At 38.2% G+C, this 14958-nt stretch carries 15 protein-coding genes; 4 read left to right on the top strand and 11 right to left on the bottom strand.

Annotation, left to right across the window (positions count from 1 at the left end; genetic code table 11):
- Together nrfA and nrfH are read right to left on the bottom strand one after the other, a co-directional pair.
- Complete coding sequence (nrfA, locus tag GN105_RS05625) at positions 1-1467, bottom strand: ammonia-forming cytochrome c nitrite reductase (RefSeq protein WP_155284456.1); 1467 nt, start codon at positions 1465-1467, stop codon at positions 1-3.
- A gap of 53 nt (positions 1468-1520) precedes the next feature.
- Positions 1521-2126, bottom strand: coding sequence for a cytochrome c nitrite reductase small subunit (gene nrfH, locus GN105_RS05620; RefSeq protein ID WP_155284455.1), 606 nt, complete (start codon positions 2124-2126; stop codon positions 1521-1523).
- 196 nt (positions 2127-2322) lie between these two features.
- Between nrfH and GN105_RS05615 the strand changes: the two genes are divergently transcribed.
- Positions 2323-3630, top strand: coding sequence for an alginate export family protein (locus GN105_RS05615; RefSeq protein WP_155284454.1), 1308 nt, complete (start codon positions 2323-2325; stop codon positions 3628-3630).
- 91 nt (positions 3631-3721) lie between these two features.
- Here the strand turns inward: GN105_RS05615 and nhaA are convergent, their stop codons facing one another.
- The 3 genes from nhaA to pyrH all read right to left on the bottom strand — a co-directional run bounded on the left by nhaA (position 3722) and on the right by pyrH (position 6594).
- The gene (gene nhaA / locus GN105_RS05610; protein ID WP_155284453.1) at positions 3722-5080 is read right to left on the bottom strand and encodes a Na+/H+ antiporter NhaA; all 1359 of its coding nucleotides are present in this window, start codon (positions 5078-5080) and stop codon (positions 3722-3724) included.
- A gap of 208 nt (positions 5081-5288) precedes the next feature.
- Positions 5289-5843 (bottom strand): ribosome recycling factor, encoded by a 555-nt coding sequence (frr, locus tag GN105_RS05605; protein ID WP_155284452.1) that lies wholly within the window; start codon positions 5841-5843, stop codon positions 5289-5291.
- A gap of 43 nt (positions 5844-5886) precedes the next feature.
- Complete coding sequence (pyrH, locus tag GN105_RS05600) at positions 5887-6594, bottom strand: UMP kinase (RefSeq protein ID WP_155284451.1); 708 nt, start codon at positions 6592-6594, stop codon at positions 5887-5889.
- Positions 6595-6827: 233 nt separating this feature from the next.
- On the opposite strand from pyrH, the gene GN105_RS05595 reads away from it, so the two are divergent.
- From GN105_RS05595 to hemW, 3 genes are read left to right on the top strand one after another with little or no spacing between them, the layout of a single operon-like run.
- Complete coding sequence (locus GN105_RS05595) at positions 6828-7361, top strand: hypothetical protein (protein ID WP_155284450.1); 534 nt, start codon at positions 6828-6830, stop codon at positions 7359-7361.
- A 2-nt stretch (positions 7362-7363) separates the two neighbouring features.
- Entirely contained in the window at positions 7364-7909 is a 546-nt protein-coding gene (gene ruvC / locus GN105_RS05590; protein ID WP_155284449.1) for a crossover junction endodeoxyribonuclease RuvC, read from the top strand.
- Between the two features lie 12 nt (positions 7910-7921).
- On the top strand, positions 7922-9067 hold the full coding sequence (gene hemW / locus GN105_RS05585; protein WP_155284448.1) for a radical SAM family heme chaperone HemW: 1146 nt from the start codon (positions 7922-7924) through the stop codon (positions 9065-9067).
- Positions 9068-9131: 64 nt separating this feature from the next.
- Here the strand turns inward: hemW and GN105_RS05580 are convergent, their stop codons facing one another.
- The 6 genes from GN105_RS05580 to GN105_RS05555 form a co-directional block, all read right to left on the bottom strand.
- Entirely contained in the window at positions 9132-9509 is a 378-nt protein-coding gene (locus GN105_RS05580) for a RidA family protein (RefSeq protein WP_095896936.1), read from the bottom strand.
- A gap of 48 nt (positions 9510-9557) precedes the next feature.
- The gene (locus tag GN105_RS05575; RefSeq protein WP_155284447.1) at positions 9558-11234 is read right to left on the bottom strand and encodes a M23 family metallopeptidase; all 1677 of its coding nucleotides are present in this window, start codon (positions 11232-11234) and stop codon (positions 9558-9560) included.
- 385 nt (positions 11235-11619) lie between these two features.
- Positions 11620-12276 carry a PQLLE family protein gene (locus GN105_RS05570; RefSeq protein WP_155284446.1) on the bottom strand — a complete coding sequence of 219 codons (657 nt, stop codon included), beginning with the start codon at positions 12274-12276 and terminating at the stop codon, positions 11620-11622.
- Positions 12277-12309: 33 nt separating this feature from the next.
- On the bottom strand, positions 12310-12474 hold the full coding sequence (locus tag GN105_RS05565) for a hypothetical protein (RefSeq protein WP_155284445.1): 165 nt from the start codon (positions 12472-12474) through the stop codon (positions 12310-12312).
- A 160-nt stretch (positions 12475-12634) separates the two neighbouring features.
- Complete coding sequence (locus GN105_RS05560) at positions 12635-14203, bottom strand: phosphoethanolamine transferase family protein (protein ID WP_155284444.1); 1569 nt, start codon at positions 14201-14203, stop codon at positions 12635-12637.
- A 60-nt stretch (positions 14204-14263) separates the two neighbouring features.
- On the bottom strand, positions 14264-14953 hold the full coding sequence (locus GN105_RS05555; protein WP_155284443.1) for a cell division ATP-binding protein FtsE: 690 nt from the start codon (positions 14951-14953) through the stop codon (positions 14264-14266).
- Positions 14954-14958: the final 5 nt, after the last annotated feature.

Here is a 14958-nt window from a genome sequence, read left to right as displayed (position 1 = left end):
TTACTTTTGAGTAACCAAATTGCCCTTTTCTTTGGCTTCTTTTATCCATTTCGGAACGATGGTTTTCATAAATTGTTTTTTGTTCGCTTCTTCTTTCTCCATATCTAAACCGATAATTGCCTGAGCTTTGGCTTTCGTGCTGATATCCGGCATTTCAAATTTGGCAGCGATTCTCAATCTGTCGGTCAAGCTGTTCATATCCGATTCGGCTTGCATTGCGAAAAACATACCATCACCCAACACTTTCTGTGATTCAATCGGAGCGTGGAAAGCCGCACCGTGTGAAGCTGTGATGAAATCCCAACGCCATTGCGATTTACGGATAAGGTCTAAAATCGGCTTCATTTGCTCTTCGGTTGCTCCGTTATCCCACAAAAATTTAGCTTGGAAGTGTACTTTTGCCAATTGTTTTTCCAAACGATTTCTTAAAGTAAATACGTAATCCTGACGTTCGTACACGTTTTTGATTAACTCTTGTTCAGGTTGTCTGTGGCAAACTTGGCAGCTTGCGTTCACGTTTCTGAGCGGACTACTAATGTGGTGGTCTGTGTACTTCACACCTCCTTCAGTTCTGTAAGGCATATGACAATCCGAACACGAAACACCACGTTGTGCGTGAATTCCTAACTTAAAGATTTCATAATCGGGGTGTTGAGCTTTTAAGATAGGCGTACGGCTCACTTTATGCACGAAATCCGTCCAACCTACGTTGTCGTAAAATTTCTCGACATCTTCTACTTTTGTTCCTTCATCCCAAGGGAAAGTCAAATATTTAGTATCTCCTTTAAAATAATACTCCACGTGACATTGTGCACACACCAACGAACGCATTTCCTGATGAGTAGCTTTGGTAATATCTTTCCCTTGACGATTAAACGCTTCTACAAGAGCAGGTTGCGTGATGGTCAAATTCATTGTTTTAGGGTCGTGGCAGTTGGCACAACCAATCGGGTTTACTACTTCACTTCCCCACTCGTCCCAATGAGCTTTGTAATAATTTTCAATACCCACTTTATTCATAAGTCTGGGAACGTCAGGGCTTTTACAAGTCCAGCACGTTCCGGGTTGTGGCGAATGTGTGGAATCGGTTGGAGCCCCAGTACGCAACGTATGCGTAACATCCGCAACGGCGTGCATATGCCCACGTGGTGCGGTATAATCTTTTGAAAAAGCATATCCTGCCCATAAAATGACCATCTCGGGACGTTCTGCCAATAAATCATCATTATCACTACTCATATATTTGGCTCGGAAAGTAGTATCGGCAGTTTGTAACCACGATTGGTACTCACGTTGATAGTATTCTCCCCAAATTTCGTTTCGAGCTTCAAATTCTTTGATATCGGTATTTGCTCTCGAAATAATCTGTGCTTCGGCTTTTCTTCCCATAATGGAGTTGGCAAGCATTCCTAAAAGGAAGGTTACCACAGCCAAAATTCCTACGATTAACCAATTTTTCTTTTTCATCGCTAAGTGTATTAATTGTCAGTCAATATTTTATATTTCGCTTACAAAACGGATTATTTTCCTTTTTGTTGGTTTTTTACCATATTTTTAAGCCAATCAGGCACTGGTTCGGAGGCAAGGGGTACTCTGGCATTGGGTGCCGAGTTCAGCCCGCGAACGTTTCCGTGAGGTACATCGGTATGGCACTCCCAGCATAACTTACCTTGGTCGGCGTGTGCCATCTGAGCCGTTACATTTCCCATACCTACCACGCTGTTAAGCTCGCTATGACAACGGATGCAGTTTTCCTGAACCACCATTTGCCCCGGTTTGTGCATTGTTATCACTTGCGGTTCCATTCGGAAAGTGAACATTGTGGCGTGCCGTAGGCCATCGCTTGCTTTAAAATAGTACTTTCTGAAGAAATTGTCGTGCGGAACGTGACAATCATTACATACGGTGTTTCGCCCGTGTGAGGAGTGAAACCACGTGGAATACTCGGGAGCCATAATGTGGCAATTCACACAGGCTTTGGGGTCGTCAGATAGGTAAGAATACGCCTTGGATATATAAAAGATGTATCCGCTCAATCCAAGTAACACCCCTACCAAAGAAGGAATCAAATATTTAAAATACTTGCCCTTTTTGACCTGTTTTGTTTCTTTATTTCTTGTTGTCATCGTTTAAAAAGATATTTGTATCTTATTATTGCAAATTTAAAATCTTTTAACTACATTTGCAAGAGCAAAATAAAGTATTTTAAGATTTTAAGGTATTTTATTTTTATTCTAAATAAGAGACATATATTCTGTAAGTTTTACATTATTTTACAGCAAACTATAAATTTGAAGAGAAACTTAAAATTAACTAATAAATATGAAGACACATTTTTTTTCAGCAGTTACACTTGGCGTCCTCTTAACGTTGTCAGTTCCGGCAAATGCTCAAGAGGAACACAATGAATTTTCGCTTTCGGCTCAAATCCGTCCGCGTTTTGAGTATCGTAACGGAGCGTATCTTCCTTTGGAGAAAGGCAAACAACCTGCCATCTTGGTGAACAATCGTACAAGATTGAATTTCGATTACAAAAATACAGACCGATTACGATTTTATCTCTCGCTTCAAAATGTTAATGTTTGGGGGCAAGCACCTCAAATTCAAGTAACGGACAAAACCGGAGGTTTCTCTGTTTTTGAAGCTTACGCCTCCTTCCCCATAGCACAAAAATTAAGTGCAAAAATCGGTAGGCAGATGATTGTTTTAGATGACGACCGCATTTTTGGTTCATTGGATTGGCATCCTGCTGGCAGAAGCCACGATGCGGTAAACTTAGATTGGAAGACCTCGGATAAGTTTTTGCTTCGCAGTTTCTTTGCCTTCAACCAAAATTACACGGATAAAAACATCAATAATCCGGCTGGTCAGTATTTTACCAAAGGAGCTCAGAATTATCAGCATTTAGAAGCATTTCACGGACTGTATCGTATTTCCGAAAGTAATCGAATTTCATTACTATTCAGCAATTTAGGATTCAGAGATGATGCGGTTTCAAATGAAACTCATAATATGCAGACTTTCGGGTTTCATTATGCGGGAACAACAAACGATTGGAAATATGGGCTGACTTCGTACTTCCAAACCGGAAAAAATGCCGGTGGAGCTACCAAAAGTGCTTATATGTTTGCTGTAAATATGGGATATAAATTTTCGGATGTGTTCAGTTTATCGGCAGGAATTGATTATTTGAGCGGAAAAAATGCCGATGACACATCAGGAAAAGATAAGGCTTTCGACCCATTTTCGGGAACTAACCATAAATTTTACGGATTTATGGACTATTATTACGTTCCTGCGGTAAATCCCTTCGGACTTATCAATCCGTACCTGACGGCTAATTTCCGAATTGGTGAAAAAAGCAGCTTTTCTGCTACTTGGCATAATTTTGCTTCAGCAGGAATTGTTTACGATAGCAAAGGCAACAAAAAACGCGGTTTAGGTAACGAAATAGATTTGGTTTATACCCTTAAAGTACAGCCTTATATCGGGTTACAAATGGGATATTCTACCTACTTTACCACAGATGCCCTCAATACACTCAAAAAAACGCCTAATGCACGTGGCTATCAAGATTGGTTCTGGTGTAGTTTAAACATCAATCCGAAGATTTTTTCGGCTAAATTTTAAAATTTAATCTTTTTATAAAATAGGAAAACCTCTTCAAAACATAAAACTTGAAGAGGTTTTTCCTTTATGAATTTGTTATCTAATTTCTTATTTATTCTTCCGATTGACCTATATCTATTGTTTCATCTTTATTTATTTTATCTTCCTTTTTATTCAAAACTATATATCCCAAAGTTCCACCTAAAAGTGAAGCTACAAAAATACCTATTTTGGCTTGATCCATATAAAGTGGATGTTCGAAAGCTAATGTGGTTACAAATAGAGACATTGTGAATCCAATGGCTGCCAAAAGCCCTAATCCGATAAGGTTTCGCAGATTCATTCCCCTCGGATATGGAGACAATTTAAGAACTTTTACCATAAACACTGTAAATCCTGAAACTCCAATAACTTTTCCGAAGAACAAACCAAGTGCAACACCCAAAGCAATATTGGTGCTAAACAATTGATCTACATCTATAGATAAAGAAACTCCCGCATTTGCCAAGGCAAAAATTGGAATTACCACAAAAGTAACAAAGGGATGCATAGCGTGTTCCAAACGTTGTAATGGAGGAATAGACCTACGTGTATCCACATTTATTTTCTCCAACAAATGCAATTGTTTTTCAGTAAGTGTTGGAATCTTATTATTAGGATCCAATCGTTTAAACTTTTTCAAATAACCTTTTATGTTGTGTACATACTCATTTTCTTTCATTTGTACATCAGTAGGAATCATAAAAGCTATCAATACCGCCGCAATAGTAGCGTGAACACCAGAAAGCAAAAATGCCCCCCAAATAACGGCTCCTACCAATGCATAAAACAAAACGTGACGTATTCCGATACGTTTTCCTACATAAAGCAAGAATAATAACCCTAAACCAATTCCTAAATTCGCCAACGAAATCTCGGAAGTATAGAAGAATGCAATTACCAATACTGCACCAAGGTCGTCAACAATTGCCAATGCAGTCAAAAATACCTTTAACGATATTGGCACTTTATCTCCTAATAAATACAACACTCCTAATGAAAAAGCAATATCCGTTGCCATAGGAATTCCCCAACCTCCGTGTACTTCTCCTGTTGGGTTTAATGATATATATATGACTGCAGGTACGAGCATCCCACCAATAGCTGCCCCAATTGGCAATAATGCTTTTCGAGGATTTGATAACTCTCCTGCAACAATTTCACGTTTTAATTCGAGCCCCACAACGAAAAAAAACAATGCCATCAATCCATCATTAATCCAATGGTGTAATGGCATATTTAAATATGTTTTTCCATCAAAGGTAAATCCTAAATGATGTTCAAAAAAATGGAAATAATGCTCAGCCCAAGGTGAATTTGCCAGCACAATAGCTATAATTACATTAAGTCCTAATACAATACCTCCGGATTTTGCTTGTTTAGTAAATTTGTGAATCGGGGAGGTTAATCGGTCTATTAAATGTTTCTCCATATATCAAAGTTTTATCGTGGTAAAATTAATATTTTCTCAATAAAAAATCAAGATAATTTCAAAAAATTCAAGATATATGAAAGAAGTGTAAGTGTATTCATTTCTGTTATAATGATTTGCAACAACATTTTTTTTAATCTTTCACAAATAAAAAATGAGCAACGAAAAATTATTCCATTGCTCATTTCCTCAATTTATTTTAACCTTATTACACCTTCAAAATTTCAGCTTCTTTAACCGTTAAAGCTTCTTCTACTTTTTTGATATATTTATCGGTGAGTTTTTGTACGCTTTCTTCTGCTCCTTTTTTAACATCCTCAGAAGCTTCTGTTTTTTTAATTTCTTTATTTGCTTCCTGACGAGCATTTCGGATACTGATTTTCGCATCTTCTCCCTCACCTTTAGCTTGTTTAACAAGTTCTTTACGACGTTCTTCCGTTAAAGGCGGTACACTGATAATAACCACATCACCGTTATTCATCGGGTTGAAACCTAAATTTGCCAACAGAATTGCCTTTTCAATAGGTTGAATCATTTTTTTCTCCCACGGCTGAATTGTAATTGTTCGGGAATCGGGGGCACTTACGTTTGCCACTTGGCTCAGCGGAGTTTGCGAACCATAATAATCGACAAAGACGCTTCCCACCATTTGCGGACTCGCCTTTCCTGCCCGAATGTTTCCTAATGCCTTATCCAAGTGTGCTAAAGACCCTTGCATCGCCTCCTCTGTACTGTCCAGAATAATATCTATTTCTTCATTCATATAAATCAAATTTCTTTACAAAGTTTTATTTTCAATAGTCTTTTTACAAATTCACGGTAGTTCCCACATTATCACCCGAAACCACCTTTAACAAATTGCCTTTTTTGTTCATATCGAAAACAATAATTGGCAATTCGTTTTCTTGACTTAGAGTGAAAGCCGTCATATCCATAACTTTCAAACCTTTATTCATCACCTCATCAAAAGTGATGTTCTCAAATTTTACTGCATTTTTATCTTTCTCAGGGTCAGCGGTATAGATTCCATCTACGCGAGTTCCTTTTAAAATTACATCGGCATTGATTTCAATTGCCCTCAAAACCGCAGCCGAATCGGTTGTAAAGTACGGATTTCCGGTTCCTGCACCAAAAATCACCACACGCCCTTTTTCCAAGTGACGCACCGCCCGACGACGGATGAAAGGTTCTGCAATGGCTTCCATAGTGATGGCTGTTTGCAAACGCGTAAATACACCCTCTTCTTCCAAAGCACTTTGCAAGGCAAGCGAATTTATAACCGTTGCCAGCATCCCCATATAGTCGCCTTGTACTCTATCCATTCCATTACTTGCTCCCGCAACCCCGCGGAAAATATTTCCTCCTCCAATAACAATCGCTACTTCAACACCTTTTTCAACAACTTGTTTGATTTCAGTTGCATACTCTTTTAAACGAACCGGATCTATTCCGTATTGACGTCCTCCCATCAAGGCTTCACCGCTCAATTTCAACAAAATCCTTTTGTATTTCATATCCTTTTGTTTATATTTTCTTATCTGATTAACAAGGAATTAAAAAGCATAAAAAATTAATCTTTGGCAAAAAATCATTTTTTATAAAATCTTACAAAATTACATTTTTACATTCATTCCTGTGTACAGTCCACAAAGATATAAAATTTTACAAATAATAAAAAAATCAGTTTTATTTTTTTTGTATCATTTTTTATACTATTTTTGGAACCTGATTTCTAAAACATCTATTTATGAAATATTGTTTTTGGTTTTTATGCTTGCCTTTTATGTTTATTTCGTGCAATGGAAATAATTCAAATCTGTCAAGTCAAGAGAAGGAAAAAATAAAAAAAGCAAAGTTGGATTCTATCGTTGAAGTAAAACTCAATGAAATAAACAAAGACGAAGTGGATACTTTTCCTGTATTTAGAGGTCTTTGTTCTGACTCTTTACCTAAAGAAGAGCAAAAAAAATGTTTTGAAGATTCTTTCGTAAAATTACTTACGGAAAAACTTCAGAAAGAAAAACTTGAGGCTTTAGAAGCAATTAACGAAAAAATATTGGTAAATATTAAAGTTGATAACTCAGGAAGCATCGTGCTTGTTAGTTTGGAAGCTTCCGATAAAGTGAGTAAAACTTTGGCAACAGCCGAGCAATCTTTTGAGGAAATCTTGGCTATGCACTTAAACAACATTTCAAAAGAAAATCCGGTAATTCCTGCTACAAAACAAGGATTGGAAGTAAGTTCGCAATTTACAATTCCCATCGCTATTAACGTAAAATAATTTTGGAAAAAATAATTTTAGGAGTTGACCCGGGTACTACCATAATGGGTTTTGGGCTTATAAAGGTCGAAAAACAACAAATGGAGTTATTACAAATCAACGAATTACAACTAAAAAAATATTCTGACCATTATTTAAAGCTCCGTGTTATTTTCGAGCGAACTTTAGAACTTATTGACGCCTATCATCCCGATGAATTGGCAATCGAAGCTCCTTTTTTCGGGAAGAATGTGCAATCGATGCTGAAACTGGGAAGAGCTCAGGGAGTCGCTATGGCAGCAGGACTTTCCCGACAAATTCCCATAACGGAATACGAACCCAAAAAAGTTAAAATGGCTATCACCGGTAACGGAAATGCTTCCAAAGAACAAGTAGCCAAAATGCTTCAACAGCTACTGAACATCAAAGAATTGCCCAAATATTTCGATGCTACCGACGGATTAGCCGTAGCTGTGTGCCACTTTTTTAACAGCGGACGAGTTTCTTCACAAAAATCATACAATAGTTGGGAATCTTTTGTCAAACAGAACGAAAATCGGGTGCGTTAATACTTCCAAATAGTGCATAGTCTTTACATTCATATCCCTTTTTGCAGGCGGGCTTGCCACTATTGTGATTTTCATTTTTCCACAACTTTAAAACGGAAAAATGAAATGGTAAATTCTATCCGAAAAGAATTGATTTTACGAAAACAAGAAGCCGATAACAGCCAACTACAAACCATTTACTTCGGAGGAGGAACGCCCAGCATACTTTCCTTTGAAGAATTACAAAACATTCTGCAAACCGTTCACGAAAATTACAATATCAGCCCCGATGCAGAGATTACTCTGGAAGCAAATCCTGATGATTTTTTCAGAGATAGCTCCTCTCCTACCGGATTGCTCTCAAATTTGAAACAATTGGGCATAAATCGGTTGAGTATTGGCGTACAGTCCTTTTATGATGCGGATTTACACCTTATGAATCGAGCCCACAACGCAACACAAGCCGAATTACTCCTTGCGGAAGCTCCCAATTTCTTTGATAACATCACCATCGACCTGATTTACGGAATCCCCAATATGGATGACACACGCTGGGAACAAAACCTTCGTAAAGCTCTGTCGTTTAACATTCCGCACATATCGGCGTACGCATTAACCGTTGAGCCTAAAACCGCATTACACAAATTTATCGCTCTGGGGAAAATCCCTGACGTTAATGAGCAGCAAGCTCACGCACATTTCGTAACGATGCTTTCTATTTTGGAAGAAGAAGGCTTCATTCACTACGAATTTTCCAATTTCGGGAAGGAAGGATACTTCAGCCGTAACAACACTGCTTATTGGTTTGGAAAAAAATATATGGGAATTGGTCCTTCTGCTCATAGTTTTAACGGAACTGAACGCAGTTGGAACATCGCCAACAACATAAAATACATCGAACAGATACAAAAAAACATACTTCCTGCAGAAAAAGAAGTGCTTTCACAAAACGACCGATACAACGAACTCATCATTACCCGAATCCGAACGATGATTGGCATTTCCGTTGAAGAAATTGAAAGTGTTTTCGGAAAAAAATACTCGGATTACATTCAATTACAAGCCGAAAAGCACATTACAAACGGACTGCTTGCCTTCAAAGACAAACATCTTGTAGTAACTCACAAAGGAAAGTTCCTATCCGACGGCATTGCTGCAGATTTATTCATCGTTGATTGATAAATTCACAAAAAAATCCGAAGAACGTTCTGAATTCTTCGGATTTTTTATATCATTTTGGGAATTATAAAACCGCAATACACGAAATTTCAACCTCAACAAACTTCGGTAAGTTCGCTACTTGAACCGTTTCACGAGCAGGAGCTGTTTTTTCGTCAAAATATCTGCCATATACGGCATTTACTTCTCCAAACTGATTCATATCTGCCAAAAATATAGTTGTTTTTACTACATTTTCAAACGTTGCACCCGCAGCCTCAAGCACTGCTTTTAAGTTTTCCATCACCTGAACCGTAGCTGCTTCAATTCCTTTTACAACTTCGTTCGTTTTTGGGTCAACCGGAATTTGTCCTGATACATACAAAGTATTACCTGCCAAAGTTGCCTGATTATAAGGACCAATTGGGGCAGGAGCGTTTTCTGTAAAAATAATACGTTTCATATATTTACTTATTTTTAATTATTTACTTAATTGTTAATGTATTAATTCTTATTTCTTTTTGAAAGATACATTGAGCTTTTGCACGTTTCCGACTCCGTCTTTGGCTGTCATCTCCAATTTATAGGTATCTGTCTTCTTCGTATCGATGTCTGAAAAGTCGAACGTAAGGGTTTGCGTCTTTGGTTCGTATTCAAACAAAATCCACTGTCCGTTTAACGTCGCCGAATAGCTTTCAATGCCGCTTAAATCATCTTTTATCTCCACTTTCAAAGCAGATGCAGTAACCGTTGCATTGTTTTTAAAGTTTAACGGACGCAAAGTGGGAGCGATAGTGTCTTTCATAAGCGTAAACCTTCCCAAATTACGCGTTCGGGTTGTAAATAGTCCGTTTTTATAAATAGTTCGTTCGGCTGACGGCTTATTTTTCTCATTTAACCGGGCAATGAACACTTGTTTGGCTTCCTTTTCGCTGAATTTCGTATTATTGAACGACAAATTAAATAATTTATGCACAGCTGTTGCCGGATTATGCAAGGTTAGCGTGTCATTTTTGCTTTCTATCTGCATCAGAAAATCATCGTAGAAAGTTCTCTCGGGAAAATAGATATTCCCGCCATCAAAGGTGAAATATTGGTTGCGTCCTGATACTATAACCTCTCCGTTTATCACCGGTCGAGGCTCTTTCACTTTCAACTTCTTGCCTTCTACCGGAATACTAATCTTGGAGACGTTCCCCTTTATATCCTCGGCAGTAATTGTTACGAGATAATCCATATTTTCCTGAACATCAAGCTGTCCTTCGTTCTTATTGACTGTGTAAATGGTGGAAATTCTGTTCCCTTTGCCACGATAGAGCAATTGCACGCGTGACTTTTTATTAACATACGTTTGATAATCAATAAATGTATTGATATAACGAGCCTCATTAAAGCTAAGTTTGTCAAATACATACTGAAAGTGCGTTTCTCCGTTTACCGCCAAGCTCACTTTATATACGCCGTTCTGATGATGCGTGTCATTTTGCTTGTCTATGGACTGCAATCCGAATCCTATCATTCCGTTGGCAAAAATTTTATCCGCAACATACGAGCCGTCGGCTTGCTTAACGAGTTTTACCGTTTGCGGAAGCTGCGATTGATTCACTTGGGCTTCTCTTCCCAGCGGATATGCCATCACTTGATACACATCAGGCGGAATATTATCCTTTATTTCATATCCGTACAACAGCGGATTAAGTGCATTGGAATTGGCATCGCGGATTTCAAAATGCAAATGCGGCCCTGCACTGCTTCCCGTGTTTCCTCCAAGTCCCACGAGCTGTTTTTTCTTTACTACCAATTCATTTTCTTTCGGATAGACGTCAATTTCAAACGATTTACGAGCATATTGCTGCTTTTTGATGTAGGCTTCAATAGCAGGAGCGAATTTTTGTAAATGCCCATACACGCTTGTATATCCGTTAGGGTGCGTTATGTACAGTGCTTTGCCATATCCGTACGCACTAACCTTAATTCGTGATACATATCCTTCCTTTACGGCGTATATATTGAGTCCTTCGCGTCCCTGCGTTTTAAAATCAACTCCCGCGTGGAAATGATTGGGACGTAATTCCCCAAAATTGCCCGATAATAGCAACGGAATGTCCAGCGGAGAGGCAAAATCTGTTTGTGCAAATGAAAAAGAGCAGAATAAGAGCGACCATACAGCCGTTAATGATAATTTCATAGTTGTTTTTAGGTGATTTTTATAAGAATATGTTCTTTTTTATATGTTTTTTATTCGTTTTAAATGATTTTATGTATCAAAACAAGATTTTTTCATTATCAAACCGAACGAATTTGGATTTTTTTGTATAAAGAGACTTTGACTTTATCCAAAGAGGCTTAGACTTTATTCAAAAAGGCTTAGACTTTACTCAAAGAGGCTTCGACTTCGCTCAGCCTGACAATTAATACACTCAGCCTGACAGTTAATGCATTCCGATTGAAAATAAATACGTTCAGCTTGAAAATAAATACGATTAGTTAATGTATTTAATTCGTTGTTTTATTAAAAAATCTTTGCCAAAGCAGTAAAACTTCGGCAAAGATACTATATTATTTTGTTATTTTTAACCTCGAACTGATTTTGCGATGCTTTCCAGCAGTTGAGGCTTGTCCTCCAAGGCTATTTTTGCGATACTGTACAGCTCACGCACCCATTTTTCCAACTCGCTGAATGCAGCATCTTTGTTTTTTGTGGCTTGTTGTGCCTCTCCTTTTTCATTCTGATATGCGGCGTAGGCTTTCTCGGCTTGTACGATGCCTTCCAACTGCGATTTGATGTGCGATTCATCAACTTTTAAGCGAGAAATAGCTTGGCGTAAGGCTTCATCTTGGTCGAGCACGTTATAAAAATTCTTCATCTCCTCCATCAGTGAAGCGATGCTCTTTGAGGGCAAGGCTTTCAAACGAAGTGTACGCAAATTGGCTTCTTGGTCTTTAAAAACGATTTTTCCCTTCTTGCGGTCTTTCATAAAAACGGACAAGACGGAGTTGAATTTCTTGTCGAAATCGGCATACGACTCCGTTTCTTCTTTGGTTTCCTTCAGATTGGCTTGATGTAATTCGATAGCCTTATCATACAAAGCCTTTCCTTGTGCAATTTCTGTCTCTCCATAGCCATATTCTGCCATTTCTTGGGCAATTTCGGCATTATTTTTCAAATTTTCAAACAGAATTCCAAAATTCTGTATCATTCCTGCGATTGTGTAGTAATGTTTTCTCATTTTATTTCAATTTTATGTTTCTTTTTTATCGGATTATATCATATTTCTATCAGATAATGCTTCATTTCCATCAGATAACGCTCCGTTTCCATCAGATGACGCTTCATTTCCATCGGATAACACTCCATTTCCATCGGATGATGCTCCGTTTCTGTTGGATTGTTTTATCCTTGCATCAGAACTTTCAAAAATACACACAGACCAAAGTTTATTTCTGTCAGATGTATTTTTATTTTATACAATTCATTTTGAAATATATGACAAACTTATGCTTTATAATTCTAATTTCCAAATTTTCTTTACGGATAATTTTCAAAAAATATTTAAATCCCTCTGATTTTATCGTTTTTTGTATCTCCTAAAACCGAATTACCTCGTCATCGGCTAAGGTTTCATACGGAACGTTTTCAAAATGATTAAAAACTTTTAAGGAATCGGGTTTTTCGGAAAGAAAATCGTATGCCGGGTCAAGCGTTTTTTCTTTTATCCCCAGCCAATGGGCATATCCGTCCAAAAAATGGAAAGCCGATTTGTTAACTTTGATATGTTTATGCAGCGTATCCTGACTTGTTATCAATACGAACGGAACTTCATACACGGCTTTGTTCGGGTTGGTGTCCCCGTGCGTAAGTGTGGCAAAAAAGGAGCTTTCTCTGTCCTGCGTCATCAATCCGTGGTCGGAGAAATACAACATTGAGAAGGATTTCGAGTGCTTTTGCAACATTTGATATATCTTTTGAAGGAGAGAATCGGTCTGCTCGATGGTTTGCAAGTAAGCCGACAGGTTTTTATTGACGTAATCGTAATGAATCGGATTTTCCAGACGCGATGTAAACTGCGTATGCGAGCCTAACAGATGCAACACAATCAACCGTCTTTTTCCGGACTTGTTTTGCAGATGTTTTTCAAAAGATGGCAACAAAACCGAATCCGGATAGTTCATAGAAGCAAACTCGGACTTCTTTGTAAACGCTTTTTTATCACATAAGTTAGCGATTTTCGTAACGGGCGAATCGTGTCCTCCTGCATATCCCTGATTTGATAGCCAAATGGTTTCAAACCCTGCCGATTTTGCCAGTGAAATAATATTATTGGCATACAAGAATGCTTCATTTTGTTGCCGTACAAACATTCTTAACAACGATGAAGAAGTATTGGGAGCGGCTGCCGTGTATCCTTCCACAACTGTTCCGTTTACGCTTTTCAAGAATGATGAATTTTCAAGAGGAAACCCGTAAAGGGACATATAATCCCTGCGAACGCTCTCGCCTATGACCAAAACATAATCATTAAAAGATGATTCAACAGCATTTATTTCCCAACTGGGTTTGTCGGCGATTCCTTTTTCAAGTTCCGCCTTCAAAATACGATATTCTTCGATGTTTTTGAATATTTTTCCGTAAAAACCGATAATGGCAGTTCTGGAATACGCCCAGTAGAAAGGCTCTCCCTCACTATTTTTCTCCAACGGACGCAAAAGGGTCAGCCCCAACGACACAACCACCAACAAAATGGTTATAAAGATGTGTTTTTTGGTTCGGACAATCGTTTTTTTCTTACCTAAATAGAGAATATACAATCCGAACAAGAAATAAATAACCGAGATGATGTACGAATATAAAGGTAACGACTGAATAAACTCTTTGGACTCCTGCAAATCGCTCTCAAAAAAAGCTCCTATCATCGTGGCAGGCGGATGCCCAAACCAGATTATCTGTGGCAGAAACAATATGCACGTTATCAGAACAAAAACAAACCCAACGGCGAACAACACATAGTTAATTCGGCGTAGAGAAAGGAAAATCAGAAACGTGGCTATGATTCCGTAAAAAGCCGGTCCCATATCCAACACAAACGGAATGGAAACTGAAAAGAAGAATAGTAAAATTTCAAATAAATACGTAGTAAATATATGCCTTATGTTCATTTTTGTGGTTTGAATTAGTGTTTCCGCAGTACAATGTTGTCAAAAATTACTTTTTCAAACTTATATTTCAGGACGTTTTTGCACTACTTCAAATACTTTTTTCTCGTCGCATTTGAGCGTTTTGGAGGGGAACTTCAAAATAAGGGCATAATCGTGCGTTGCCATCAAAATAGTACGCCCCGAAGCATTGATTTCTTTCAGAACTTGCATAACTTCAACGCTGGTTTCAGGGTCTAAGTTTCCCGTAGGCTCGTCTGCTAAAATAAGTTCCGGGTCATTGAGCAAAGCACGTGCAATTGCAACGCGTTGCTGCTCTCCTCCGGATAATTCGTGCGGAAATTTTTTCGCTTTATCCTGCATTTTTACCTTAGCAAGAACGGTTTCTATGCGTTGTTTGATTTTTTCTTTATCTTGCCAGCCCGTTGCCTTTAACACGAACGACAAATTGTTAAAAACACTCCTATCCGAAAGCAACTTAAAGTCCTGAAACACCACGCCCAGTTTTCTTCGCAAAAGCGGGATTTCGCTTTCTTTGAGGTTCTTCAAATTAAAGCCGACAACACTCCCCTCACCTTTTTCCAGAGGCAAATCACCGTAGAGAAGCTTTATTAAGCTGCTTTTTCCGGTTCCCGTCTTCCCGATAAGGTAAACCAATTCGCCCTTGTTTATCGTTAGGTTGATTTCTGTGAGAATCAGGCTTGAACGTTGGTATATTGATGCGTTCTTTAACTCTAATACAGGTTTTTCCATCGTTG

This window comes from Capnocytophaga felis (genome assembly GCF_009684755.1).
Classification (GTDB): domain Bacteria; phylum Bacteroidota; class Bacteroidia; order Flavobacteriales; family Flavobacteriaceae; genus Capnocytophaga; species Capnocytophaga felis.
The sequence above is the reverse complement of the archived record's forward strand: the minus strand, read 5'-3'. Positions and strand labels throughout refer to the sequence as shown.

Bases quoted from the DNA above. Each gene is read 5' to 3' on its own strand.
- nrfA (WP_155284456.1), bottom strand. From the start codon at position 1,467: ATGAAAAAGAAAAATTGGTTAATCGTAGGAATTTTGGCTGTGGTAACC.
- nrfH (WP_155284455.1), bottom strand. From the start codon at position 2,126: ATGACAACAAGAAATAAAGAAACAAAACAGGTCAAAAAGGGCAAGTAT.
- GN105_RS05615 (WP_155284454.1), top strand. From the start codon at position 2,323: ATGAAGACACATTTTTTTTCAGCAGTTACACTTGGCGTCCTCTTAACG.
- nhaA (WP_155284453.1), bottom strand. From the start codon at position 5,080: ATGGAGAAACATTTAATAGACCGATTAACCTCCCCGATTCACAAATTT.
- frr (WP_155284452.1), bottom strand. From the start codon at position 5,843: ATGAATGAAGAAATAGATATTATTCTGGACAGTACAGAGGAGGCGATG.
- pyrH (WP_155284451.1), bottom strand. From the start codon at position 6,594: ATGAAATACAAAAGGATTTTGTTGAAATTGAGCGGTGAAGCCTTGATG.
- GN105_RS05595 (WP_155284450.1), top strand. From the start codon at position 6,828: ATGAAATATTGTTTTTGGTTTTTATGCTTGCCTTTTATGTTTATTTCG.
- GN105_RS05580 (WP_095896936.1), bottom strand. From the start codon at position 9,509: ATGAAACGTATTATTTTTACAGAAAACGCTCCTGCCCCAATTGGTCCT.
- GN105_RS05575 (WP_155284447.1), bottom strand. From the start codon at position 11,234: ATGAAATTATCATTAACGGCTGTATGGTCGCTCTTATTCTGCTCTTTT.
- GN105_RS05570 (WP_155284446.1), bottom strand. From the start codon at position 12,276: ATGAGAAAACATTACTACACAATCGCAGGAATGATACAGAATTTTGGA.
- GN105_RS05560 (WP_155284444.1), bottom strand. From the start codon at position 14,203: ATGAACATAAGGCATATATTTACTACGTATTTATTTGAAATTTTACTA.
- GN105_RS05555 (WP_155284443.1), bottom strand. From the start codon at position 14,953: ATGGAAAAACCTGTATTAGAGTTAAAGAACGCATCAATATACCAACGT.